Below are 25220 nucleotides of genomic sequence, written 5' to 3' on the forward strand. Positions count from 1 at the left end.
GACCGCACGGCGAATCAGACTGGCTCGGTCTGTCCCTCGTGGGGCAAAATCGCCTGGGTGCCGCTCTCCAGGCGTTCCAGTTCCAGGCGGCAGACGTCGAGCTTGCGGGCAATGTCACGATCGGACTGGTCCGGATCATGGTGATGTATCCACAACCGCTTGGCGCCCGCCAGGTGCGCCAGGCGGCAGACCTCACTGAGCCGGGAATGACCCCAGTGCACCTTGGTCTCGTATTCCTCGTCGAAGTAGGTGCAATCGTGCACCAGCACATCGGTCACGCGGCAGAAATCCGCCAGGCGTTCGACGAATTCCTCGTCCGCGTATTCTGAATCCGCCGGATACAGTTCGTTGTCCGTGATGTAGCAGAATGATCGGCCCTGGTAATCGACACGGTAACCGAGACAGTTGCCGGGGTGCTTGAGCAGCATGGTACGGACCGTGATCCCGCCGAGGTCCAGGGTTTGCTCACCAATCTCGTGGAACGTCACCTGGGCGCCGAATTCCTGCACCGTCACCGGAAAATACATGCCGTCCATCTGCGCCACCATCAGGTCTTCGAATCCGACCTCGTCCTGGGCCACTCCGTGCACCCGGACCACATTGCCGGGAATATACAACGGCTTGAAGAACGGGAAGGCGTTGATGTGATCCCAGTGCGGGTGGGTGATGAACAGATCGACGTCGACATGGCGGTTCCCGCCCGACAGCAAGGAATCGCCGCAGTTCTTGATTCCGCTCCCGGCATCGAATACCAGCACCCGGTTGCCGGGAAACTGCAGCGAATAACAGGACGTATTGCCGCCGAATTCGATGAATCCTTCCTGCGGCACCGGCAAGGTGCCGCGCACCCCCCAGGCGGTCAATTGCATCCGGCCCAGCGATTGCAGAATTTCATCGAACTTGGCCACCGTGAAGGGCTTGACGATATATCCATCCGCCCCCAGGCGCCGGGCCTTGTTGCGATCAGCCTCGTACGGCTTGGCCGAGGCCATCACCACCCGCACCTCGGCGAGATCCTCGTCCGCGCGAATCATGCGGCACAGTTCGAATCCGTTGATTCCGGGCATCATGACGTCGCTGATCACGAAATCCGGCCGCGCGGCCCGAATCCGCTCCAGCGCCTGTTCGGAGCCCAGCACGCCTTCGGCGTCGTGGCCGGCGCTCCGCAACTGGTCGACGGCCACATTCATGGCCATCGAACTGTCGTCAACAACGATAATCTTCAGGACATCCATGGACAGGGTCACAGGCCGCATCCCCTTGCTCGGTCAGCAGACAGTGTACGACCTGTTGGCAGTGGATTGAAATCCTGCGATTTTTGACAGTTGCCAACCCGGCGTCAATCCGGATACTGAATCGGGTATCGGACCAAAATCGCTTCGATACCCGATGACAGGGGACAGCATGGTTGCTGTACGACAAAACCCGGCCCGGACCGGTACGTTTCTGGGCCAGATTCTGGAAGACACGTGGTTTCTCGTGTTTCTGACAGCCGTGCTGGTCACGAATGTGCCGCTGCTGTTCATCCACGACGCGGAACTGCAGGATACCTACACCTGGCTTCAGACCGGCCTGCTGCTCCTGCCCGGCCTGATTCTGTTTCTCTGGCCGTCGGCCCATGAGCGCCTGCCCACCAACGAGCGCCGGTTCTGGCGCGGTCTGGCCCTGGCCTTTTTCCTGTGGTGGATTTCCAGCCTCAGCAATCTCGTCCACGCGCTCGGTTTGCCGCGCCCCCTGGGCGACTTCGCCACCGACCTGAACTACCTGTTCTATTACCTCGCCTGGCTGGTCGCCCTGAGCTATCTGCCGCACCGCACTCCACTGCAGCAACAGAACCAGGCCGAAAGCCGACTGACCCGCGCGGGCACTCTCGGCCTCGCCCTGTGCCTGTTCACCTATTTCGTACTCATACCCAGCCGGATCCGGCCCGAGCTGTACGCCACGTGGATTCCGTCGTACCTGTTTTACACCGGCCTGGACGTGTTCATCCTCGTCATGCTGGTCTGGACGGTCCATTACTCCCGGTCGGCCCGCTGGAAGATGTTGTATTCCTTGCTGGCGGTCAGCATGGCGGCCTTACTCGCACTCGATTACCTCGAAGCCCTGAACTACACCGTGCGCTACGACTGGGCCGGGTCGGGCTGGGTCGATATCTTCTGGACCACGCCTTTTCTCGGTATCGCGCTGGCCGCCCGCGCCCGGCATTTCGACTTTGCTCACTCGGTGCCGGAAAAAACCGAGCGCCAGGAAGCCCTCTCGTCCAGTCTGTTGCGCAGTCCGCTGGTTCTGGTCTCCCTGTTTCTGCTGTGCATGCATCTGCTGCTCGAACAGCTGGGCCTCATTCGGCCGGAACTGCGCCAGGCTCAGGGCCTGGTGGTCGCCATCGGGTTGCTGATTTTCATCGTCCTGGCCGTGATTGAAAACCGGGTGCTGCGCCGCCTCGCCCAGGCAGCCCGCGCCCGCACCGAGGAACTCGAACGACTGCGCATCGAACGCCAGGTCGAGGAGCGCTCGGAATTGGCCAAGAGCCAGTTTCTGGCCAATATCAGCCACGAGATCCGCACGCCGATGAATGGCATCCTGGGCATGTCGGAGATCCTCCTGCGCGGCGACATGAGCGACAATCAGCGCCGCCGCGCGGAACTTGTCAATGCCTCCGCCCAGGGGCTGCTTGAAATCATCGACGACATTCTCGAGTACTCACGCCTGGAAGCCGGTGAGATCGTCCTGACCGAAGAAGCCTTCAGGCTCGAGCATGTCACGGGACAGGTCATGGAACTCGCACGGGTCGCGGCCGGCGACAAGGAAATCCACCTGAGTCTCGAGTGCGACGAACAATTGCCGGAAAAACTGGTGGGTGACCCCTCCAGGCTTCGCCAGGTGTTGCTCAACCTGGTTGTCAACGCCATCAAGTTCACCGAAACCGGAGAAGTCAGAATCCGGTTTCGCAAGTCCGGCCAGGCAGGCCCACTTGTGCGGCTGCGGGCCGAAGTGATCGACACCGGAATCGGTCTCGAGCCGGAAGGGATCGACCGCCTGTTCCTGCCATTCTCACAGGCTGACGGCAGCACGACGCGCAAGTACGGCGGCAGTGGCCTGGGACTGGCGATCTGTCGGCAACTCGTCGAGGCCCAGTCGGGCACCATCGGCGCGCGCAACATCGACGGCCAGGGCGCGATGTTCTGGTTTGAGATTCCCTACCGACTCGATACGGGACCCGCTGGCCGAACCGAAACGCCGTCACCCGCAGCCGACGAACGGCTCGCGGACAAGCGCATTCTCATCGCGGATGACGACCTCACCAATCAGCTTGTCACCCGGCGCCAACTCGAGGCGCTCGGAGTCGCGGACATCGACGTCGTGAACAATGGCGAACAGGCCGTTCAGGCAGTGGAGCGCGAGCCCTACGATGTCGTCATGCTGGACTGCAACATGCCGGTGGTCGACGGTTACGAGGCCGCGCGCAGGATTCGGCAACGGGGCTTGAGCGCCGACGAACTGCCGATCATCGCACTCACGGCCCATATTTTCGAAGAGGAGCGCCAACGCTGCCTTGCGGCCGGCATGAACACCTTTCTGTCCAAACCCGTGTCGCTCGCAAGACTGCGCGAAGTTCTGTACGCCTGCCTGCCCGGGAACTGACACGATTCCCCATCGGGTCTGCCCCCACACGCGCAAGCCGCTCAATCCTGCTAGATTACGTTCTTCTTGACGAGGAGATGTACCGATGACAGGAATGAAAATTCTGCTGGCCCTGGCACTGCTGGGCGCGGGAGTCACGGCCCCCGTGCTCGCCGACGACCCCGTAGATATCGAGGATCAGGCGGTCCACTGGCTGCAGGAATTCATTCGCATCGACACCGTCAATCCCCCCGGCAACGAATCCCGGGCAGTCGACTTTCTGGGCGCCATCCTGACCGCCGAAGGCATCTCCTGGCAATCCGCGGAAAGCGCGCCGGGCCGAGGCAATCTGTGGGCACGAATCGAGGGAGGCGACAAACCCGCACTGATTCTGCTGCAACATACCGACGTGGTGCCCGCCGATCCGAAATACTGGACCACCGAGCCGCTGTCCGGCGAAATCCGGGAAGGCTACCTGTGGGGACGCGGCGCCCTGGACATGAAAAGCACCGGTATCTCGCAGCTCGCGAGTTTCATCCGTTTGCACCGCGCAGGCCTCCCCCTCAACCGTGACGTCGTCCTGATCGCCACCGCGGACGAGGAGGCAGGCGGCTACTATGGCGCCGGTTGGCTGCTCGAACATCACCCGGAAATTTTCGAAGGCGCCGGCATCCTGATCAATGAGGGCGGGGGTGGCACCGACCGGGAAGGCCAGCTGAGCTTCGACGTCGAGGTGACCCAGAAAGTACCTGTCTGGCTACGGCTCGAGGCCGTGGACACCCCCGGCCACGGCTCCATGCCCAACCCGGACAGTTCGGTCACGCGCATCGTCGATGCGCTCAATCGCTTGCGCGAGCATGAATTCCCGGCCCGCATCATCGCCCCGGTGGATGCCATGTTCAAAGGGCTCGCGCCCAACAGCGAGGGCGAATGGGCGCAGGCTTATGCGGACATGAACTCCGCGATCGGAGAACCCGGGTTCCTGCAACGCCTGCAACTCAAGTCACCCGCCCTGCATGCCCTGACCCGCGACACCTGCTCCCTGACCCGGATGGGCGCCTCCAACAAAATCAACGTGGTGCCACCGGAAGCCTGGGCCGAAATCGACTGCCGCATGCTGCCGGACCGGCCGGCGGAAGCCTTCATCGACGACGTGCGCGCCCTGCTGGATGGCACCGGCGTGGACGTGGAAGTCATCATGGCATTCACACCGGCCGTGTCGACCACGGATGGTGAGCTGTACCAGGCCATCGAAGCCGTCATCGGTGAACACTACCCGGGCGTGAGCATCACGCCATCGGTCTCCACCGGCTTCACCGACAGCCACTTCACCCGTGATGCAGGCATCGACAGCTACGGATTCGATCCGTCGATCGTCGCGGAAGACGAGTTCACCCGCATACACGGCAATGACGAACGCATTCGGGTCGACGCGTTCCGTCGCGGCGTTCGGGACATGCACGCCATCATCAGCACGGTGGTTTACGACTGAACCGCCGCACTCACGGGCTCGGCGCATGGACTGCGGCCCCGGGATCGCCGAAGATGATGGTTCGCCCTGCTGACGGGATACGCGAACCGGGTGACGGACTATCCGCTGGAAACAGTCATCATGCTGCTGCCGGTCATTCTGCCGGTGGTGTTCTGGGGCGCCTACCATCTGCATGCCGACCGTCACCTGCCCGAGCCGCCAAGCCATCTGCTGGTGGCTTTCGGCCTGGGCACGGGCGCTTTCTGGCTGGGAGCCAGGGGCTACGAGGCCCTGGAATTCCTGCACCTGAGACAGGACGCGTTCGCGCTCGCCCAAACCAGTCTGCCGGGCCTGTTCGTCTATTCTCTGGGCATTATCGGCGTGATCGAGGAAGGGGCGAAAATGCTGCCTTTCCTGTTGGTTGTCATCCATTTCCGGGAATTTGACGAACCCATCGACGGCATCATTTACGCATCGTTCATCGCGCTGGGGTTCGCCGCGGTGGAGAATCTCCATTACCTGGAGTATCTGTCCGGCACCGAGGCCTATGCGCGGGGCTTCGCCGGTCCGGTGATTCACATCGTGTTCGCTTCCGTGTGGGGATACTTCATCGGCAAAGCCGTGCTCAGCGGCCGCCGGCTGTTCCGCACCATCCTGGCCATGCTGATCCTGACCGCGGCCCTGCACGGCTTGTACGATTTCATCGTCATCGGCTTGCCCCCCGCAGCGCTGCCGTTCTCAGCCGCCCTGATCGCCGCGATCTGGATCTGGCGTCTGCGCCTGATCCGCGACCTGCACACAGCATCGGCGAACCGCCTGGAGAACTGAAGCTGGAGAACGGAAGCCGGGAAACTGAAGAAAGGATGCGGAATCGATACCGTGCCAGCCATCCCGTTGCGCCATTCACGCCGGACGCTCAGCGCTCGTCGCGCACCACCCTGCCCCCTTTCATCACGAAGCGGACATGCTCCAGTACACGAATATTTTCAAGCGGGTTGGCATTCACCGCGACGAGATCGGCGACCTTGCCCACTTCCAGCGTACCGAGTTCGCGCTCCAGTCCTAGGGCCCCCGCGGCCACCGACGTGGCCGTGCCAATGGCTTCAGCCGGCGTCAGTCCAATGCGCACCAGTTCGGCAAACTCCCCGCCATTCGCACCATGCGGAATCACGCCGGTATCCGAGCCGAACGCAAGGGCGACACCCTCCCGGTAGGCACGCTCCGCCGAGTAAGGCTGATTCTTGATGTCGTAAAGCCGCTTCATGATCGGGCTCGGAATCCAGTGCATGGTGCCGTCTGCCAGCGACTCCGGGGCATCGCCGACGACCTGCTCGAAAGCGTACAGATGGGGAACGAAAACCGTATTGTTGGCACGCATCAGCCGCCAGCTTTCATCATCCGGCCAGGGCGCCGTGTCCACGATGTCGGCGCCTGCCCGCAGCGCTGCATTGATACCCGCGGCCGTGTGGCCGTCGGCGATGACGCGTCTGCCGAGCGCGTGCGCGGTCTCGATGATGACAGCGAACTCTTCATCCGTGAAAGTCTGCTGAACCATGTGCGGGTCGTTCAGGCTTCCGGAATTGTAAACATTGATGATATCGGCACCGGCTGCGATCTGTTCGCGCACCACCCGGCGACAGTCATCCGCTCCGTCGCATACTCCGGGCGGGCTGATAGCCGCATCGACCGCGGGCCGGTAGCGACCAGTGCGCGAAGCCCCGGTCGGAGACAGCGGGCTACCGGCCACCACGATGCGTGGCCCCGTGACCCGTCCTTCGGCAATCGCCTTTCGCAAGGCATAAATGGCCTCGTCGTGCGCCCGCCGGCCCGTACCGAGATCAACCACGGTGGTAAAGCCCGCAGCCAGGTTACGTTGACCCAGCTCCAGCGCGACCAGCGCAAGATCCGCACCGCTCTGGGAAACCGTTCGCAATTCTCCACCCGGTGATGCCGGCGTCGTGAGGTGGACATGCAGGTCGATGAAACCCGGCACCACGTACTTGTCCTTCAGGTCCACCTGGCGCATGCCCGCATCCGCATCACGGCGGTCTGTACCATCCCGAAGATCCGTGATCCGTCCGTCCCTGACCACCAGGATGATATTTTCCAGCGGCGGACGGGCCGGGTCCGAAAGTAACCACCCGATCTGAATGAGTACGGCATCGTCACTGCCCTGGACCGTCCAGGGCAGCAACAACAGGACACTCGCCAGCAGGCGGGCCAGTCCTGACATGAGATCAGAAGTTGCGGCGCACGCTGATTCCAGCGGTACGCGGCCGGTTGGTGAAAATCGACAGCGGCACAGCCCGGTTCTCGACTATCGTGATTTCGGCCCGCTCGTCGAATACATTGTCGAGGTAAACCGAGAAGCGCCAATCGCCCGAATCCATGCCGAAACGCAGGTCGAGCAGAGTGTATGCATCCTGCTCGTTGTAAAACTCGCCATTTCGATTGAACTGGGTTTGTGTCGAATCGGTGAAGGAATAATCGGCGCGAACATATGCGTTCCAGGGTCCGGAGATGGTGAAGTCATATTGCAAAGACGCATTTGCGGTCCATTCCGGCACGAACGGAATGGGGTCACCGTCACGGCCGACCGGAGTTTCGACTTCCAGCACCGGCTGGTCTTCGGTCAGGCGGGCATCCTGGTATCCGATGCCGAGTCCCAGTTGCAGTTGGGAGGAAAGCTGGGAGAACAATTCAAACTCGAAACCCTCAACCCGTGCCTTGCCGGCGTTGCCGATAAAGTTGAAACCCTGCACCGGTTCCTGCTCCTGGGTCTGAATATTGTCCCAGTCAATGCGATACACCGAGAGGTTGGCGATCAGACCACCGTTCAGCCAGGTTGTCTTTACGCCAAATTCATAGTTTTCGATGGTGTCCGGCTCAAACTCTTCGGGAATGACGATGGCATTGCCAAAACCGGTTGAATTGGTGCCGCCCTGACGAAAACCTTCGGAGTACAGCCCGTAGAAGTGCACATCATCGTTCATGAACCAGGTCAGGCTGGCCTTGTACGTCACATCACTGTCGCCGGCTGACCGTGCAGGATCTGGAAGCGGCTCTTCGCCCGGATCGAACCCGCCGAACGGAAGCGTTTCCATGGAGAAGGAATCCTGGGAGTAATCGAAATAGCGAAGACCGACCAGACCCTGGACCCGTGGGGTGAAGTCGAAAGTCGCTTCACCGAAAAACGCCACCTGATCGATATCAAAACTGGAAATGCGCCCGAAGATGTCGGGTTCGGTTCCGTTGGGCACGCCATTGAGATCGGTGCTGATCACCTTGCTTTCGAAATCACGCTTCGATTCCTGGTAAAAGGCACCGACGACGTACTCGAAGCGGCCGCCCAGGTTTGAGGCAAAACGCATTTCGTTGGTCCAGATCTCACGATGATCCGGCTGATCGGTCACCGCCAAGGCGAAGGGCAGCGGAACACCGAAAAAGATCAGCAACTCGGTCGAGTCAAAACGGAAAAACACGTCGCGATCGAGAAAGGCCGTGCTGGCGTGAAGGCTGCCGAAACCCAGGTCGTAATCGAGCCCCAACTGGAAAATATCCAGGTCGTCTTCGTAGAGATCGACCGTGTACTCATCGGTTTCCAGTTCTCCGATGGACGGAAAGTAGCGCTGCTTGCCACCCAGTTCGGTACTCTGACCGGTATAGGAGGCATCGATGGTCAGCCGGTCGTTTGGCACCCAGCGTGCCGCTATACGTCCGCCGTAGGTTTCCTCATCATTGACGTCGTCGATGCCGAGCCGGACATTGTCCACGAACCCGGATTCATTCTCGTACCAGCCAACCGCCCGCACCGCGAACGTTTCCGTGGCCGGCAAATTGATGAATCCGTTGAATTTGGCGCTACCGCCGCCGTGTTCCGTCCATGCGCCGTCACCTTCCAGCGCACCGTACATCGACTCGGTGTCGGGCTTGTTGGTGATGACCCGGATCGTTCCGCTCATCGAACCTTCGCCGTACAACGTGCCCTGCGGGCCACGCAGCACTTCGATGCGTTCCGAGTCGTAAAGCCGAATATCGGCGTTGCGTCCGCCGCCGTCGTCCTCCGGATTGAACCCGGTCACCACCGCATCATCGTAGTAAACGCCGACCGTGGCAGGACCCACCGAACGGATACCGCGGACAATGTAACGCTTTTCACCCGGCCCCTGGTCCTCGGCGGTGAGCCCCGGTACCAGGCGTGCCCAATCCGCAAAATCCTCCACACCCTTGTCCTGCAGTTCCCGTGCTCCGAGCGCGCGAATACTGAGCGCGACGTCCTGCACCGACGCCGCACCACGCTTGGTCGCCGTCACCACGACCTCTTCGAGAACAGCGGCCCCGTCCCCCGCTGCGGTTTGCGCGGAGACCGAAGTCGACAGACTGAGCATGGCAGGTGCGAGCAAGAGCGATGCACTCAACCGGCGAAAAGCATGGCGCGATTCAAACTTCATTGAAAACTCCTGGATAAATGGGGTGAGGCGGCTGCCTGATAGAACTCTGTACGCTTGAAAAGATTTCGACCCGGCTGCCCGCCAGATCATCGACACTCAGCGAAGTGGCCCATGGTCTCGGCCATCCTTCATTACCCAGATGACCCGTTCCAACGCACGAACATCCTCCAGCGGGTTGCCCTCCACCGCGATCAGGTCCGCCCGCTTACCGGGTTCCAGGCTGCCAATTTCGGCCTCCCGCCACAGCATGGCCGCGGCGCCCGTGGTGGCGGTGGCGATCGCTTCCGCCGGGCTCAGGCCCACACCCACCAGTTCGGCGAATTCGCGGGCGTTTTCCCCGTGCGGGAATACACCGGGGTCGGAACCGAATGCGAAGCGCACCCCGGCTTTCCGGGCGTCGACCGCCGACGGCACTTCCTGCTTGAGTGCGAACAAGAATTCCAGTATCGGTCGCGGCAGCCAGCCCATGCTGCCCTGCTCCAGGGTTTGCGGGGTATCACCGACCGCCGCGACGACCGCGTAAAGGTGGGGCACGAACCAGGCGCCCGTTTTGTTCAACAGGCGCCAGGTTTCTTCATCCGCATAGGTTACGGTGTCGACCGAGTCGACCCCGGCCCGGAGCGCCGCGTTGATCCCGCTGGCATCACCCGCCGTGTTGCCGCCGTCGGCGACCACTGGCCGGCCCAGCGCGTGTGCCGTCTCGACGATGGCGCGCATTTCAGCCTCGGTGAAGGTCATCGGCACCGAAGGCACCGACAGCAGGCTGCCGGTGTTGTAGAAACTGATGACGTCGGCGCCGCGCTTGACCTGCTCGCGAACGGTGCGCCGGCAGGCATCCGCCCCGCTGCACACGTTCTGCGGTCCGCTGACCGCCTCGATATCGCCGCGGTAGCGCGCCGTGCGCGATTGTCCCGGTATGGACAGGGGACTCCCGACGGCGAGCACGCGCGGGCCGGCCACGCGGCCGGCTTCAATGGCATCGCTCAGCGCGAATACGGCTTCCTCGTGTTCCCGCCGGCCTGTGCCCAGGTCCAGCACCGTGGTGAACCCGGCATTGAGAAGCCGTTCGGCGTTCACCGCGGCCACGAGAGCCAGATCCGCCCCTGTCCGGGTCACGTCGTCGAGTTCGCCACCGGGTTCCGGGTTGGTGGTCAGGTGCACGTGGAGGTCGATCAGGCCGGGAAGAACGAAGGCCTCGCCCAGGTCCACGACGGTGGCGCCCTCGGCCCGCTCGAAGCCGGACCGAATCGATGTGATGCGCCCGTCGCGGATATACACGCTTTGTCGTTCCTGCGGGGGCTCACCGGGAACGGTCAGAAGCTGACCGGCATGAACAATGATCAGCCCTTCGGCAGACGGCTCAGCCGCAGACCCGGTCGCAACCGCCAGTAACAGCAATGCCGCCAGCCATCGTATCCGGACACATCCGATGCGTTGAATAAGCATGGACGCCATGGTGCGGTGGTGGTTGCATAAAGTACATTGAATTTTTAGACCCGGTGCCCTAACGACAACAAGCCATCCCGGCCCACCACGGCCGGCCCCGCACCGCGGCAGTGCGGATCCACCCGTGGCCAACGGGCACCCGGCAAGGCCTGCCGGGGCAGGATCCGCAACAACGCTAGTCCGCGCCGGACCGATAGACCTCCTCGAGCCGTTCGAAGTAACCGCTGACCTGCAATTCGATCACGGCGTCGTCTTCGCCGGTGTTCAGCCAGTACCAGCCGTGCATGCCTTCGATGGCGGCGGTCAGCCGGCCATGCCCCGACTGAACGCCGTCGATTTCCTCATAACGCACGGCCGGTTCATCCGGATAGGTGTAGGGCTCACCGTGCACGTCAACGTACATCGATTGCGGCGAGGTCCAGCTATACACCATGGTGTCGCCCGGCTTCATGTGCGCCTTGACCTCGACCTCCCCTGAAACCGGCAGGGGAATGGATACCGTCTCCGTACGGTAGGCACTGTCGGATCGTCGGAATGTGCCAGGTTTGGCCGGACGGATATTGCCCTGGATCAGCGCCGCCAGATCATCCTCCGGGGCTGCGACCGGCGCCTCTTGAGCGCTGTTCGAAGCTTCTCGCGATTCCGCGGCCGGCGCCGCTTCTTCTTCCTCGCGCGAGCTCAGGATGATCGCCGCCAGAATTGCGGCCGCGACCACCACGGCGATCAGGGTGGCCTTGCCGGTACCTGCCGGAGCCGCGTTGTTTTCCTGCTGTGACATGTCTAGAAATACTCCGTCAGGTGGATGCCCATCAAGACCAGGCCGGCCGTCATCAATACCCAGTTGGCGGCGAAAGCATGACGGTCGAAACCGCCCTGCCTGCGCCACAGGGTGAACAGGGTCAGCATCACCGTCAAGGCCACAACCTGCCCCAGTTCGACCCCCAGGTTGAAGGACAGGATGTTGATCACCAGGCCGTCCGGCGCGAGATTGTATGACTGCAGCTTGGTCGCCAGCCCGAAGCCGTGGAACAGACCGAAAATGACGACCGCGGCCCGGGGATCCGGTTGCATGCCCAACGGCCTGAAGCCTCCCATGTTCTCGAAAGCCTTGTAGGCCACCGACAGACCGATGACCGCATCGATCAGAGAGGGATTGGCGTGCACGCCTCCGAGCACGCCGACCAGCAGGGTCGTGCTGTGCCCCAGTGCGAACAGGGTCGCGTACAGCGCGACTTCGCGCACCCGGTGCACGAAGAAGATCACGCCGGCCAGATAGAGGAGATGATCCACCCCGGTGACCATATGCTTGGCCCCGAGGTAGAGATAAGCCAGAACCGCCGTACCGCTGTTCTGCATCAGGAACACGGAGTCGCTGCGGGAGACATCGTGCGCCGCCAGTACCAGCGGCCACAAACCCGCGGCCGCCACGCATGCCGCCAGCCCGAGCTTCCACGGGTGACCGGCGCCGAAAGACCGCCTCCGCCAAGCCGGGGTTACGCCGTTTATCACTCGAGGTAGGGAATCAGGCGGCCGAACACGATGACGCTCGTCCACAACAGCAGCGACAGGCCGGCAATCAGCCTCAGGGTAAAGGCGGGTGTGGCCGTGGGGTCTGCGGCGAGTCGATCCAGGTTCACCGAAAACTTGAACCACAGCAGGTTCAGTCCCGCCAGCAGAACCGCCAGCATCTTCAGCCGGAACGCCAGATTGGGGTAGTAGCGGAACGGATCGGCGAACAGGAACAGAACGCCCGTGACCAGGTTGATCACGAATCCGAGCACGGTAACCGGAACGAACTTCAATACCGCGTCCAAGGGGATTCGCCGCGCCAGACCGAGGAACCGCAGATCCACGACATACAGCGAGCCGATCAGCAGGATCAGACCGATGAAATGCAGGGTTTCAAGAGTGGGAAAAGCCCAGGGCGTTTCCAGAATAAACTGCGCCGGAGCGCTGTTTTCCATCCAAGTGAGAATGCTGTCCATGCCGTGCCCCTAGTAGAATTCCTGAACGTCCCAGTACGCGATCAGACGACCCATCACGATCACGCCCAACCACGCCACGCTCGACAGCGCGGCCATCGCCTTGACGCCGCCGCCCGGTTCCAACACACCGCCAGAGGCAAACATCCGCCGTTTCATCATGATCAACAGGGTGATCCCGACGACCAGCATGGCCATCTTGAGCCAGAACGGAGTGCTCTCGACAAAACCACTGGCGTTCGCGACGAAAAGCATGGTGCCGGAGATGACATTGATCACCAGTCCGATCAGCGCCACACGATATACCGGCCTCAACGAATCCAGCGGTATCCCGGGCGCCAGGCCGAGTACCCGGAAATTCATCATCAGGACGATTCCGGCCAGAATCGCCATCCCCACCGCGTGTGAACTCAACACGATGGGATAGCCCCACATTGTTTCCTGCACCATGCGAGCGACCGCGGTGCTTTCGAGCCAGTCAAGCACGATTGATATTCTCCTTTCCTTGTCTCCCGGTGAGTCACTGCCGCGACTCCCAAATTGCCCGGACCCCATTGCGACCAGGCCGCCAGGGACTTTGCGAAGGCTATTAGCCCAAACTTCCGTCCCGTTGGCAATCCCCAAATCGCAGCACTTATCCACACACCGCAGGCGGGTGGCGGGACAGAGGCCAGCAAAAGGGGGTATTCACATCGCCGAAGAGCGCTTGCACGCCGCCGGACCGATCAGTTGAGCACCTTCCCCGACGAAGATTGGCGCAGGGTGTCACGCGGCAATTCGCCGAATTTCTGTTTATAGGCCGCACAGAAGTGGCCCAGGTGCGAGAAACCGTAGTTCATCGCCACCGTGGTCACCGAGGTCCTGCGCGGTTCCATGCGGCGCAGGGCGTCGTGAACCATGTCCAGGCGCATCTCCTTCAGATAGCGCATCGGCGTGGTGTTGAGACAGGTGCGAAAACCGGCAAACAGTGCGCGGGTGCTCACATCCGCCGCCTCCGCGATGTCCGCCGGGCCAATGGCCTCCGCGAAGTTGCGCCGCATGAATTCCTGCGCCTTGCTGATGTAGGCGGGCCGGGGCGCGGCTTTGCCGGAAATCAGTTCTTCCTGGTAATTGTGATCCAGGCAGTTGATCAACGCGGAGATGAGCAGCGACGACATGTGCTTCTTGGCGATGGAAGATTCCAGCATGCCGCCGCTTTGAGTCAGCGACATCGCCATGTAACGCAGCAGATTGGTGACTTCACGCGCCGGTGCGGTGGTCAGGGGCACCGCCGGCGCGAACTCGACCGGCAATCCCAGGTGGCGGCCCAGATGCTGTTCCATCTGGCGTTCGAGATCCGAGCGCTCGACCCGCACAATCAGTTGCTCGCAGCCCTGCCCGAATTTCATATCGACACCCAGGGTCGGCGATATCATCACGGCCTGCCGCGGATGGCAGTAGATCGGTTTCTCGTCGACTGTCACGTAGGCTTCGCCGCGCAGGGGAATCTGCAGCAGGAAAAAGTCTTCGAACAGCCGGGGCTGCACGCTCACGCACGCCCCGTGACGGTGATAGATCAGTGACACGCCTTCCAACTCGGCCTGGCTGATCACCACGTCGAGGACCTGGTTACAGCCCACCACGTCGAGATGATGCGGCACGAACAGGCCGCCGATGTGCTCGCGGGCTGCGTCAAGATCATCCGTGGTGTACGGATTGAAACCGGCCAGGTGCGCGGTGGAACTCGCCAGTTCCATGTTCATTCGCTTACCTCCTGAACGAATTGGCATGGTGCGAACATCCTAACGCATATCGGTAACGATTTTGTCAAACTTCACTCCCCGGCCGAAAAACCCGGGCCGTCACTCCCCGAATGGAGCTCAATGCCGTCCCTGTACTTGCCCCCGCAGCATCGCTCAGCGGGCAGAGGTCCACTGGGCCGGCGAAGCTCGGCCGGTGATTGAATCGAGAAACCGTTCCAGCTCAACGGTGATGATGTCTCCGGGTTCTCCCATGCGCTCGTTGGCTCCGAAGTGTTCCACGTGGTCCACAGCCAGCAGTTTGACCTGAACACCCGCCTCGCGCAGCGCCTGCGCCAGACCGCGGGCCTGCGCATCGGAGCCCGGCACCAGGGATTCGACACCGGCCACATGCACCATCATAAACGGCGGAATGCCGCTATCCGGCCGTACCCGTGCAACCGCGACCTCGTCCCGCCAATCCGGCCCGTACAGGCCTTCGTAGCGCTGGGTGTTGGCTTCGACGCCGGTGTCCACCCCGTAGCCGCCTTCATTCGCGATCACGCCCTTGAGCAGCCCCAGGTCCTTGCCGGCCTCGCGCAGATAAACCGGATCGGTGGCCACCGTCGCCACCAAACTGGCGCCGGCGGAGTGTCCCATCAGGAAAATCTGCTCGGGGTCCCCACCGAATCCAGCGATGTGCTCGTGCACCCAGGCCAGCGCGTTGGCCACGTCCTGGGCGTTGCGGGGATGCCGTCCTTCGGGCAGCAGGCGATAATTGACGCTGACGAATACGTAGCCCAGTTTGCTGACGAAGTATTCGGGCTTGGGGTCGAGATCCTTCGACGAGGCCTTGTCTCCCACCCGGAACCCCCCTCCGTGCACGAAAACCATGACGGGGGAATCGGGTTCCGGTTCATTCGCCGTGTACACATCCAGGCTGGTGAGCCGCGTGTCCGGCGCATCCTCGTCATAAACGATATCGCGATACCACACCTGGAGGGTGAAGGTATGCGGGACATGCGACAATCCGCCGCCCACATGAACATGCGGACGGTCTCGCGGATCGGCGGCGAGCGGAGTGGACATGGCGACAGCCACGACGGCCGCAATAACGTAACGAAACCGCCGAACGAACAACTTCTTGTACATACTTACTCCCATTCAAAGCGGACGGTGACGCCATACTCACGCGGACGGCCGATGGTGCCATCGTCGACCTGCAGCAGCGGACTCATGAAGCCGCCATCGGTGTAGCGCTCGTCGGTCAGGTTGGTGCCGAATACCGACACTTCCCAATTGTCGGCCGGCCGGAACGTCACCCGGGCGTTGAGCAGCCCGAACGAAGGTTGCTCGTACTTGCCGCCGGTATAGCGGGTACTGTGGTCGCCCGGCACATAGGTCCGGTTGTAACCATCGGTCCACATGTAGTCGAGCCGCAGGACGTATTCCGTACCGCCGGAGAACGCACCGTTGTACTGCCCACCAAAGCTGTATTGCAGCTCCGGCGCCATGCCGAACGGTGCATCCAGGGTCAGCTCCGATCCTTCGGCAATGTCGGTGTAACCCGTATCGAGGATTCCGAAGTCCAGATCGAACTGCCAGTTGGCATTTGGTAGCCAGGTGGCCTCGACCTCGAGACCCTTGGCTTCCGCGGCCGCCGCGTTGGTGCGCACGAATGTCGGCAGCACCACGCCCGTAAACGGATTGACCACGGTGCCATCCAACTGGATCTGGTCCCACTCGGTGAAGAACACCGTTGCATTCAAGCGCAGGGTACCGTCGAGCAGGTCGGAACGCAGACCCAACTCGTAGTTGTCGATCTGCTCCGGCTCGTACGGGAAATCGAACACGATGGCATTGTTATCCAGGTCGAAAATCTGCACCCGCGAAATACCACCGGCGTTGTAGCCCTGCGAGAAACCGAAGTAGGTCATGATGTCGTCATTCCACTGGTAAGTCAGTGCCAGACGATAGGTATCCTGGTCGAACTTGGCTTCGAGTGGATCGATCAGCCCCGCGAACGCCGTCGCGTCCCCGCCGGGCAGGCGGCCCGGGATGTCGGTACGAAGCGCGGTCTGCGGGCCGAACACGGCCGTGTAGTCGACGTTCTTCTGATCGTGGTAGCGGGCGCCGAACGTGACCGAGAACTGGTCCGTCACGTGATACGTCAGCTCACCGAAGAAAGCATAGCCCTCTTCCTCTTCACGCGTGGCCGAATCCTGCGACGGCGGCACCTGGATGCAGGGTGCGAGACCGCTCGCCGGATTCCACGACTGGCATTCCGGGGAATTTGTCACGTCGTTGAAATCGAGCTCACCTGTCGCGAACTCCCACAGCGCCCAGCGCATGAAGTGGTTGTCGAGGTTTTCTTCCCAGCCGTACAGACCGACTACCCAGTTGAACCGGTCGTGATCACCGGTGAACTGGATTTCCTGCGTCCAGCCGTCCCGGTCGCGCACGCTGCCCTGGGAGAAGTAGTGCACCGTGGAGGGAACGAAATTGTTGTAGTCCCAGGACCATTGCTCGTGATAATGACTCAGGGACCGTACGCTGATGCTGTCGGTGATGTCCCAGTTGAGATCCAGGTTGAAGTTCTGCAGGTCGATGATGATGCCCGGCCCCTCGAAGTCGGACCGGTTTTCCATGTCACCCACCAGGCCGCCGGGAAAATCCATGCAGTCCGTGTGGCAGTTGAATGGCACGCCGACCAGTTGATAGTACTGGGAATTGGGCACCCAGAAGATGGTCCGCCCCGGGTCCACGGGGTCGACGAAACCGGCGTCGATACCGGGTTCACCGGGGTCGAAAATCGTGCGAATGACATTGGCCTGGGTGCCTTCGAACTGGATGTCCTCGATCGACAGACGGGCGGAAAACGTCTCGCTCGGCGTCCAGAGCAGGTCGCCACGCACGTGCTGATCGTCGATGTCACCGTAGGAGTTGTCGATGGTGATGCTGTCGATGTAACCGTCACGCTCGGAACTCGTGATCGAGATCTTGGATTTGAGCGTTTCGGAAATCGGCAGATCCGCGAACAGGGCAAGGTCCCGCCGGCTGTAGTTGCCGACCGTGGCATGGGCACGCACACCGAAGGTGTCGGCGGGCAGCTTGGTGTAGAGCCGGATCGCACCGCCCGTGGTATCACGACCGTACAGGGTGCCCTGCGGTCCGCGCAGCACCTCCACCCGGTCCAGTTCCATCACGCTGCGTTGCGACAGGGAAATGGAGCTTTGCTGCCAGACGTCGTCAACGAAGAAACCGGCCCGGGGAATGCCGCGCATGGCGAAGGTATTGAATGCCGTACTGGGGCCCGCGCTGACCATCACATTGGGCGCCGCGGCGACCACATCCTCCACCCGTTCGAGCCCGCGCAGTTCGAGTTCATTGCCGGAAAACGCCTGAATGGACACCGGAACCTCTTGCAGGTTTTCCTCGCGCCTTCGTGCAGTTACAACGATTTCCTCAAGTGCGGAAGCACCTGAATTGCTCTGAGCGTAAGTCCCCACGGGCAGACCCGCTACTGACAGGGCCACCACCGGCCCCCAAAGTGATAAGCCTCTACTCATTTTGACACTCCTCGCGTACTCGCTGTGTGTGCTCGTCATCGCGTGGCCGTCTGGTGCGGTCTTGGCAATAAAATTGTTGTATCCGCGCGCCTCCTTACGAACGGCTCTGATGCGCACACGGCCAGGCGGCCGTGTGCCGGTTGTTCACAGGCAATTCGCTCACCCGCTCAAAGCACTCCAGTTGTCCACCATGTAGCGTGCCGACTTCATCGCCATGGCTTTCGCGGTGAACGTGGAGTTGATCGAGGAACTCGTGGGAAAGACACCCGGCCCGCCGACGAACAGATTGTCGACATCGTGCGCCTGGCCGTGCCCGTTCAGAACGGACGAGGCCGGGTCCTTCCCCATGATGGTTCCCCCCATGATGTGTTGACCGCCCGGCGGACCGTGCCACGCTTCGCGGGCACCGGCGGCCTTGAAGATATCGACTCCCTCTTTGGCAGCGGTCTGCCAGAGTTTGCGACCTTCTGCGCTCATTTCGTAAACCACTTTCGCCAGCGGGAAACCGAAGGCGTCCTTCTGGCTGGAGAGTTCGATACGGTTCGTAATCAGCGGCTCATCCTCGCACACGCCGACCATGGAACCCATGTGTCGGGCGCCGTCCTGCATGAAGGCTTCGAGCTTGGCGCCGAAGATATCCGGCCGCGTCATGCCGATTCCGAGCATATCGTTGGGCTTCAGTGCCAGACCGATCTCCCATTGCCGGCTGCCGAACGCCCCGTTCGGGTCGCCCTTCTTGTCGAACATGTCCTGGGACAGCAACTGGCCGCCGGTGGCGCCCAGGTAGTTCTGCATGTCCTCGTCGAACAGCCCGGTAACCCCGATCGCGGGATGCGCCATCAGGTAGCGCCCCAGGGTCTCGCTGCTGTTGCCGACGCCGTTGGGATGGTTGGAATCGGCGGAATTGAGCAGGATGCGGGAGTTCTCCACGGTGAAGGCGCACAGGACAACCGCCTTGGCCGGCTGAATGAAGGCTTCGCCTTCGGGCGTGTAATACTCCACTCCGGTGGCTTTCTTGCCGGACTTGTCCATCATCACGCGGGTGACGTGCGCATTCGGCTGCAGCCTGGCACCGGCTTTCTGCGCCCTCGGCAGATAGATGGCCAGCGGATTCGCGAGTGCGCCGATGGGGCAACCGGCATCGCACCAACCGTCCCAGATACAGGCCGGCCTACCCTTGTACGGACGGGTCAGGATGGCCATGGGAATCGGCGCGGTGTGCATGTCCATGGCTTCGAATCCGCGCGCCAGCACCTGGCCGTGGTTACTCACCAGAACCGGCGGCAACGGGTACGGGTCACCCGGCGGCCGCCAGATTTCCTTCTCCGCGTCACCGGCCATACCGACTTCTTCCTGCACCTGGTCGTAATACGGGCGCAATTCGTCGTAACTGAACGGCCAGTCCAGGGAACGGCCGTAGCGGCTGTTTTCCTCGAAATCGTCTTCGTGGTAGCGCGGCCACACTGCGTAATGGTGAATGGCGGCGCCGCCATAACCGTGGCCGGCATTGAAGTTGAACCAGATGCTGTCCGGGCCTGCATCGGCAACGTGTGGTGAGCCCCATTTCAGGCGCCGCGCCCAGATCTGCGAACTGTACAGATCTTCCATCTTGCGGGCCTTGCCACGTTCCAGCACGACCACACTCTTGCCCCCTTCGGCGAGGACAGCCGCCATGAGACTTCCGGCCGCGCCGGTGCCCACTACAACCGTGTCGACCGGTTCCAATACTTTAGCCATTCCAACCCTCCGGCGGCATGATGTGCTGCATGTACGGGACATTCAGACGGGCAAAACCGTCCGGCGTGCCGTAGACCACGTCAATGGCATCCGACCGCAGGCACAGGTAGAAAAGAAAAATCGGGAATTCCTCGACCACGGTCCCGGGAGGCGCCATCGAAGCAATCAACTGCTCCAGTGCGGCCGCATCCAGTTCCTCGATCGACTTCCCGGTCGCGGACTGCGACATGCCGTTGGCGACCTCGAGTCCCCTTGCATAAAAATTCAAATACGGCGGCGCCACCTGGAAATACTTGGCGATCAGCAGCGCTTCGTTGGGATCGGCATTCAGTTGATGGTCGAGGAAGTGCACCACGCCGAGTTCCTCAGAACCCGGGACCATGCCTTCGGCGAGCACGCCGAGCCTTCTGGCCTGCTCGGCGGACAGCTTCTGCAACGGCACGTCCTGCGCCCGCGCCTCGGCGGGGGTGAGCAGCAGCGACGCGCCACCGACTTTGAACGTCAGGGCGAGCAGCGAGCCTTTGAGGGCCCGGTCGACCAATGATCGTCTGGTAATTTTCACGAATAAGTTCCTCGGCAGTTTGTTCGATTACACACCCGCACACCAACCTGCGCCTATCCGAAGAACGCAGCGGCTGATCCCCACCGTGCAGACACGGCAGTGGTCCAGACCTTGAAACGGGGGAGTAACTTCAGTCGCGTCGTGGTGACGAAACGGTTCGGACCGCCCTCGGCATTTTCCAGAGACCATCGAAAACGGGAAGGAAAATCAGGCCCGGAAGGATGATCCGGGCCAGGGCGATTACGATCGGCAGTCAATAGCGGTCCCGCCCGCAGGCGGGCCCGCCACGTGAGGAAGAACTCCTCAGAATGAACCTTTGTCGGCGCCTTCAACCTGAAAACCCGCTCCGGGATTGAATTCCTTCCCATCGGAAGCACGCACGGCGTTCACCCAGTAGGCCGCCGTGCGCCCGTCGCGCATGGGCCGGCCGGTGATGGTGATCTCCGTGCCCGGGGAAAAGTCGCTTTTCCGGATCCCGGCGCGCAGCAAGGTGCTCGGCCCTTCGGCCTCGAAGCCCCAGGTCGACGTCGTTCCGTCGTCGTTGGCCACCGTGACGATAAGCCAGGAGTGCGGGTTGGTGTACTGGAATTCCTTGACCACACCGGTCATGGTCACGGTTTTTTCCGGTTCGAACATGGACCCGGAGTGGTGCGCGGCGACCGGCACCGATGCGAGACCCAGCATCATGGCAAGCGCGGCAACATGCATATTTCTCATCGAAATCTACCTCTCTGATTCAATCATTTTCAATAAAATCGAAATCGCTGAAATCCGAACCACCTTCTTCGGTTTCGACGACATCGTTATTCGGATTTCCCTTGCACGCCCAGTGACGAATGCGCAGGAATTTGTCGTCGTTGGCGAGCTTGGTGTAGCTCTGACGCGTGTACCAGGGTTCCTCCAGCGCGGGCGGATCGAAAACCCAGACGTGTCCGACCAGGGTGGCATCATCGATCTTTTCCCAGATCTCCACGGATTCGACCTGCTCGGTATAGAACCCCTGAGCACGCTCGTACATGTGCGCCATCAACTGGTTCGTGTGCGTCACCAGTTTCTGCCCGTCCCAGAAGCCGATGGAATCCCCGTTTTCAGTGGGATAACGGTCTTCTTCGGGAATGTGGTCGCGGCCGTCCGTATAAATGCGCCGCATACTGTTGAACGCTTCGGCGAACATCCAGGTCTGATCCGGGGTGGGAATGAACTCACGCAAAAACGGCATATCCAGCCAGCGCGGATAACCCGGCGGAATGCACTGGCTCAGCGGATCGTATTCAACCCCGCGTTTACGATCCTCCACCGTCTTCATCATCTTCGCATGATACTCGGGCGTGAATTTCGCCGTGCTCGGCGGCTCGCCCTGCGGCGGGCCGTCCGGGTCGAACGCGGTGCCGCCCTTGGTACGAGTGTAGACCCCGCTCCAGTCCGGAAGGTTCGGCCAGGTCATGGGTTGACCGCCATTGGCTTTCTCCTTCATTGCCTGATACATCTCCCAGGCCGAGTCGTACTGCAGCCCGAGTTCCCTCATCCGCTGGATTTCCTCGGCGTAGTCCTCTTCCGCCAAAGCCGCAACAGGACTCAGCAGTACAGCGGCAAAAGCCACGAACACGAATTGCCTGAATGGTTTACAGGATGACATTGATCGCTCCAGATTCATTTCCCGATATTGAGGTGTAATCTGCCATTACACCGACTTTAGCACTTCTCCGGATACTACCGTCGCATCAGTCGCAACTCCCGGCTATCCGCAGATTGCAGCCATTATCCCGGCGCCGCAGAACTGCTCCGGCGCCGATTTGCCGGCCCTCCCGCCGCTTGAATTTGCTGAAAACGTCCGCTGTAATGAGCCCATGTTCACCCGGCCGCAGCGCCAGCGCAAGCCGGCCCGCCCGGCCGGATTCCGGCCCCGGCACCACGCAGGACGCCGAGGCCCCCAACGGGCGGCCGAAGACTCTTTCAATTTGTCCGCCATCCGCGAGGCTTGAATGAAAACACCCGAATGTGACCTGGAAACAGGCGTTTGCGCCCCCGCTCCCGTACCGCAAGAACCCGGGGCGAGCGCGCCAACCGAAGCCGCCGAGGAAATCGTGTATGTCGGCGATCCGATGTGCTCGTGGTGCTGGGGCATCGCTCCCAACCTGCAACAGCTGCACGAATTCGGCCACAAAAACGCCATTCCTTTCCGCCTCGTGGTGGGCGGACTGCGTCCCGGCGGCGGCGATGCCTGGAATCGACAGTTCAAGCAGTTCCTTGAACATCACTGGCGTGAGATCGCAACGATGACCGGCCAGGAATTCCGTTACCAATTGCTCGAGCGCGAGTCCTTCGATTACGACACCGAACCCGCCTGCCGCGCCGTTGTGGCCGCACGGCCGCTGGCACCGGAAAACGAAATGGACTTCTTCTACGCGGTGCAGCGGCGCTTCTACGTGGACAACGAAGATCCAAAAACGGTGGAATTCTACCGTCCCATCTGCGCCGAACTCGACATCGATTACAGTGTCTTTGCCGAACGATTCGACAGCGATGACGTACGTGCGGAAACCCTCGAAGAATTTCGCCTGAACCGGAGTTGGGGCGTCACCGGCTACCCGACGGTGTTCGTACGCGTCGGCGCGCGCCATCATCCGCTGGCGCGCGGCTACGCGACCTTCGACCAGATGCGCGACGATCTGATCCGCGCCGTGCCGCGCCTGTCCTGAGGATCACGCCTGGCCGTACGCCGAACCGCCCTGAAAGCCGATGAGCCGGCCGGCGTCAGGATGCCGGCGGCTGGTTGTCGATATCCCGGTGAATACGCCATTGTCCGTCAGCGCCGCGCTCCATCAGCAGCAGCACCCGGACGTGCCCCACCGCGGACTCTCCGGCACCGCCATCGACTTCCACCCGCGCCGCGCAGGAGTAAACCGCCCAGTCACCCTTGATTTCGACATCGTCGACCTGTTGCGTAATCTCGACGGTGCCCCGGTTTCCGCGACCGCGGTTGCGCTCGATGATCGCGTCCCGGCCGATCACCGGCGCGACCTGGTTGGGATAGTAGATGGCATCTTCGGTATACAGATCAGCCAAGGCATCGTAGTCACCGGATTCCACCGCAACTTCCCACTGCTGCATCGCTGCGATGACGGCACGCTCCTCGGCGCTCCAGGAATCTGCGCCGGCCCGGGCCGAAACCAGCACCGCGGCAAGGGCCAGGCCCGCGACCAGGGCGCCTCTGGAGATCATCAGCCGGCTCATGGCCTCGGCTCCAGGGACTTGGCGATGGCCCGTGCGTAATTCATCCAGCCCGACTCCGAGGTGGTGGAAAACCACGCCACCACCAGATCGCGCGCCGGCGAAACGTAAAGGCCCTGGCCGCGCGCTCCGCCCTTGTACAGATCACCGTCGTCCCACACCACGTCCCACTGGCGGGAATTGCAGCGGCGTTCGGCACCGGGGTCGAAGGCGCCCCGCGCTTCCAGTGCCTTGCGATAGAGTTCATGCCGGCAGCCGGTCTGGATGCGCTCGATCAGTGCCTCGGGCACCACGGGGCCATCGGCCACCACGGTCCGGGACGGCGTGTACAACATGCCGTAGCGCGCCAGATCGCGCAGCCGGCTGGACATCATGCCGTAGACAGCCGGACCGCCTTCCCGGTTGACGCCGAGCAGCCCGTCACCCTCCGCCCCCATTTTCGACCACACCCGCTCGCTCAAGAAGTCCGCCAGCCGCTGACCCGAAACCCGCTCGGCCAGCAGACCCAGCATCTTGGTGTTCAGGGACGAATACTCGAACACCTCACCCGGCGGCTTCGCCTCGCCGGCGGAAAACAGGATCTGGTCCGAGGTCAACTGCCCCAGGTCGCTGGTATCCCCCAGTTCGATGCGGAAAAATGCACCCACGGTGTGGAATCGGTCGGTACGTGACTGCTCGTTCTCGTGCAGGTCCAGACCACTGGCCATATCCAGGATGTCGATGATGCGAATTCCGCCCCAGTGACTGGCGCCGATTTCCGGCAGGTAATCGTCGATGGGGAGCTGCACATCGATCAGACCGTCCTGCTCGAGCAGTCCGACGGCGAGTCCGGCGAGTGTCTTGGACACGGAAAACCACAGGTGGTGGTCGTCCTCACGCATGCCCGGATAAGTCTCGAATATGATGCGGCCCCGATGAACCACCAGCCAGCCCTGGATTCGCGAACGGGGGTCTTCGATCAGCGCGTCGAGTGGCATCTCACCGAGCGAGGACTCGGCCCGCACGCCGGCCACACGTTCGTCGGGGCGGGTGCTCAGAACGCTGACCGCGCCGTTTCGCCGCACCAGGTTGTGCGGAATGAACTCTTCCCAATGCAAAAACGTGTAGAGATTGGGATCGCCGGTGTAATAGGCATTCGTCGCGGTGAAGCCCTGGCGCATCAGGTAGCTCAAGGCGGCCGGCAGCCCATCACGCGCCTCGGAGACGGGGATGCCACGCGGCGGCGACACCGAACCGTCGGGTGCCTGCGCCCCGGCCGGTGTGGCCAGCAGTAACAGCAAGGCGCAAGCCGCCAGGCGCGGCATGAACTTCGGGCGGACTGGTAACAACGTCATCGGAAGACTCCGTCGGGGATGGCCCCGGTCAGGGTATACCTCCGCATGAGACGCATTACACACACCGGATGCAATCCGCTGATTGCAGGCAATATCCC

21 protein-coding genes are annotated in these 25220 nt (G+C 61.9%); 4 read left to right on the forward strand and 17 right to left on the reverse strand.

All coding sequences use genetic code 11. The annotated features are described in order from the left end of the window. Positions 1 to 14 precede the first annotated feature (14 nt). Positions 15 to 1247, reverse strand: a complete 1233-nt coding sequence (locus V3330_RS00570) for a response regulator (RefSeq protein ID WP_354693423.1) — start codon at positions 1245 to 1247, stop codon at positions 15 to 17. A gap of 157 nt (positions 1248 to 1404) precedes the next feature. Here V3330_RS00570 and V3330_RS00575 point away from each other — a divergent pair, with 157 nt between their 5' ends. From V3330_RS00575 to V3330_RS00585, 3 genes are all read left to right on the forward strand, one after another. Next, positions 1405 to 3642, forward strand: a complete 2238-nt coding sequence (locus tag V3330_RS00575; RefSeq protein ID WP_354693424.1) for an ATP-binding protein — start codon at positions 1405 to 1407, stop codon at positions 3640 to 3642. Between the two features lie 85 nt (positions 3643 to 3727). After that, complete coding sequence (locus V3330_RS00580; RefSeq protein WP_354693425.1) at positions 3728 to 5113, forward strand: M20/M25/M40 family metallo-hydrolase; 1386 nt, start codon at positions 3728 to 3730, stop codon at positions 5111 to 5113. Positions 5114 to 5203: 90 nt separating this feature from the next. Next, positions 5204 to 5920, forward strand: coding sequence for a PrsW family intramembrane metalloprotease (locus tag V3330_RS00585; RefSeq protein WP_354693426.1), 717 nt, complete (start codon positions 5204 to 5206; stop codon positions 5918 to 5920). Between the two features lie 88 nt (positions 5921 to 6008). On the opposite strand, the gene V3330_RS00590 is transcribed toward V3330_RS00585, so the two are convergent. From V3330_RS00590 to V3330_RS00655, 14 genes are all read right to left on the reverse strand, one after another. Next, the gene (locus V3330_RS00590; RefSeq protein ID WP_354693427.1) at positions 6009 to 7325 is read right to left on the reverse strand and encodes an amidohydrolase family protein; all 1317 of its coding nucleotides are present in this window, start codon (positions 7323 to 7325) and stop codon (positions 6009 to 6011) included. Between the two features lie 4 nt (positions 7326 to 7329). Next, positions 7330 to 9543: a TonB-dependent receptor gene (locus V3330_RS00595; protein ID WP_354693428.1), complete on the reverse strand. Its 2214-nt coding sequence runs from the start codon at positions 9541 to 9543 to the stop codon at positions 7330 to 7332. A gap of 96 nt (positions 9544 to 9639) precedes the next feature. Then, positions 9640 to 10989, reverse strand: coding sequence for an amidohydrolase family protein (locus tag V3330_RS00600; RefSeq protein WP_354693429.1), 1350 nt, complete (start codon positions 10987 to 10989; stop codon positions 9640 to 9642). 175 nt (positions 10990 to 11164) lie between these two features. Beyond that, a complete protein-coding gene (locus V3330_RS00605; RefSeq protein ID WP_354693430.1) occupies positions 11165 to 11767 on the reverse strand; it encodes a hypothetical protein in 603 nt (200 codons plus the stop codon). A 2-nt stretch (positions 11768 to 11769) separates the two neighbouring features. After that, on the reverse strand, positions 11770 to 12417 hold the full coding sequence (locus V3330_RS00610) for a HupE/UreJ family protein (RefSeq protein WP_354693431.1): 648 nt from the start codon (positions 12415 to 12417) through the stop codon (positions 11770 to 11772). A gap of 77 nt (positions 12418 to 12494) precedes the next feature. Beyond that, complete coding sequence (locus V3330_RS00615) at positions 12495 to 12974, reverse strand: DUF6644 family protein (RefSeq protein WP_354693432.1); 480 nt, start codon at positions 12972 to 12974, stop codon at positions 12495 to 12497. A gap of 9 nt (positions 12975 to 12983) precedes the next feature. Further along, entirely contained in the window at positions 12984 to 13457 is a 474-nt protein-coding gene (locus V3330_RS00620) for a DUF6644 family protein (RefSeq protein ID WP_354693433.1), read from the reverse strand. Between the two features lie 239 nt (positions 13458 to 13696). Continuing rightward, positions 13697 to 14713 carry an AraC family transcriptional regulator gene (locus V3330_RS00625; RefSeq protein WP_354693434.1) on the reverse strand — a complete coding sequence of 339 codons (1017 nt, stop codon included), beginning with the start codon at positions 14711 to 14713 and terminating at the stop codon, positions 13697 to 13699. Between the two features lie 153 nt (positions 14714 to 14866). Further along, positions 14867 to 15841: an alpha/beta hydrolase gene (locus tag V3330_RS00630; RefSeq protein ID WP_354693435.1), complete on the reverse strand. Its 975-nt coding sequence runs from the start codon at positions 15839 to 15841 to the stop codon at positions 14867 to 14869. Between the two features lie 2 nt (positions 15842 to 15843). After that, positions 15844 to 18258: a TonB-dependent receptor gene (locus V3330_RS00635; RefSeq protein ID WP_354693436.1), complete on the reverse strand. Its 2415-nt coding sequence runs from the start codon at positions 18256 to 18258 to the stop codon at positions 15844 to 15846. A 159-nt stretch (positions 18259 to 18417) separates the two neighbouring features. Then, on the reverse strand, positions 18418 to 19995 hold the full coding sequence (locus V3330_RS00640) for a GMC family oxidoreductase (RefSeq protein WP_354693437.1): 1578 nt from the start codon (positions 19993 to 19995) through the stop codon (positions 18418 to 18420). Beyond that, entirely contained in the window at positions 19988 to 20557 is a 570-nt protein-coding gene (locus V3330_RS00645) for a gluconate 2-dehydrogenase subunit 3 family protein (RefSeq protein WP_354693438.1), read from the reverse strand. Before V3330_RS00645 ends, V3330_RS00640 begins: the two co-directional genes overlap by 8 nt. Positions 20558 to 20860: 303 nt before the next feature. Next, entirely contained in the window at positions 20861 to 21274 is a 414-nt protein-coding gene (locus V3330_RS00650; protein ID WP_354693439.1) for a DUF6152 family protein, read from the reverse strand. 19 nt (positions 21275 to 21293) lie between these two features. Beyond that, on the reverse strand, positions 21294 to 22157 hold the full coding sequence (locus V3330_RS00655) for a hypothetical protein (RefSeq protein ID WP_354693440.1): 864 nt from the start codon (positions 22155 to 22157) through the stop codon (positions 21294 to 21296). 382 nt (positions 22158 to 22539) lie between these two features. On the opposite strand from V3330_RS00655, the gene V3330_RS00660 reads away from it, so the two are divergent. After that, positions 22540 to 23256, forward strand: a complete 717-nt coding sequence (locus V3330_RS00660; RefSeq protein WP_354693441.1) for a DsbA family protein — start codon at positions 22540 to 22542, stop codon at positions 23254 to 23256. A gap of 55 nt (positions 23257 to 23311) precedes the next feature. Here V3330_RS00660 and V3330_RS00665 read toward each other — a convergent pair whose 3' ends face one another. Next, positions 23312 to 23791 (reverse strand): YybH family protein, encoded by a 480-nt coding sequence (locus V3330_RS00665; protein ID WP_354693442.1) that lies wholly within the window; start codon positions 23789 to 23791, stop codon positions 23312 to 23314. Further along, positions 23788 to 25122, reverse strand: a complete 1335-nt coding sequence (locus V3330_RS00670) for a serine hydrolase domain-containing protein (RefSeq protein ID WP_354693443.1) — start codon at positions 25120 to 25122, stop codon at positions 23788 to 23790. The genes V3330_RS00665 and V3330_RS00670 overlap by 4 nt, the downstream gene beginning before the upstream one ends. Positions 25123 to 25220: the final 98 nt, after the last annotated feature.

The organism is Elongatibacter sediminis, from assembly GCF_037892215.1.
GTDB classification, from domain to species: domain Bacteria; phylum Pseudomonadota; class Gammaproteobacteria; order Xanthomonadales; family SZUA-36; genus Elongatibacter; species Elongatibacter sediminis.